Annotated in this window: 2 protein-coding genes; both read left to right on the top strand. The window is 65.7% G+C overall.

Annotated elements, in window-relative coordinates; all coding sequences use genetic code 11:
• Positions 1-308, top strand: a 308-nt coding sequence (locus tag E5W87_RS20955; RefSeq protein WP_292401668.1) for an SDR family NAD(P)-dependent oxidoreductase, incomplete at its 5' end; no start/stop codon positions are given.
• Positions 238-880, top strand: a 643-nt coding sequence (locus E5W87_RS20960) for a LysR family transcriptional regulator (protein WP_292401671.1), incomplete at its 3' end; no start/stop codon positions are given. The genes E5W87_RS20955 and E5W87_RS20960, both read left to right, overlap by 71 nt.

An 880-nucleotide genomic window follows, 5' to 3' on the forward strand; every position in this document is an offset into this window, starting at 1 on the left:
GCGAAGGCGTGCGCGTGGTCGTCGCCGACATCGACGAAGCGGCCGCTGAAAACACCACCTCGGCCATCAAGGGCGCCGGCAACGAGGCGCTGACAATGGGCTGGGATATCGGCGACCTGTCGTCGATCGAGGGACGCCTGGCCTCGATCGAGAAGGCCTTCGGCTCGGTCGACATTCTGGTGAACAATACGGGCGGCCCGCCGTCTGGCAATCACGCCGGCCGCGGTGGCCCAGCGCATGCAGGCGCTGGAGGACGAATTCGGCAAGCGGCTGCTGGTACGCGCGGGCCGCGTGGTGCAGCCGACTGACGCCGGCCATGCAATTCTGGAGCAAAGCCGCAGAATCCTTGGCGACATCCGCCAGCTGAAAACCCTTGCGCAGACCGATTCGCCATCAGGCGAGATGAGACTAGGCGCCATATCGACCGCGCTCACCGGCATCCTTGCGCCCGCCCTGCGGCACCTTGTCGACACGGTGCCTTCGGTCGAGGTCTTCGTTCTCCCCGGCACCTCCACTGATCTCTATCAGGCGCTCGGCGACGGAAGCATCGACGCGGCCATATTGGTGCGGCCGCCCTTTCCGATCCCAAAATCGCTGCATTGGAGCGTCCTTCGGACCGAGCCTTTGATCCTTCTTGCGCCGGGCGCCCTCGCCACGCGCGATCCGGAACAGTTGCTCGCAACGCTGCCTTTCATCCGGTATGACCGCAACAATTGGGGTGGCCGTCTGGCCGACGAGTGGCTGCGCCGCCAGAAGCTTCGGCCCCGGGAGTGGCTGGAGTTGGATTCGCTGGAAGCCATAACGGTGATGGTCAGCAACGGTCTCGGCGTTTCCGTTCTGCCCGACTGGGCGCCGCCATGGCCGGAGGGGCTGTCGGTCG

Source organism: Mesorhizobium sp., assembly GCF_004962925.1.
In the GTDB taxonomy this organism is placed as follows: domain Bacteria; phylum Pseudomonadota; class Alphaproteobacteria; order Rhizobiales; family Rhizobiaceae; genus Mesorhizobium.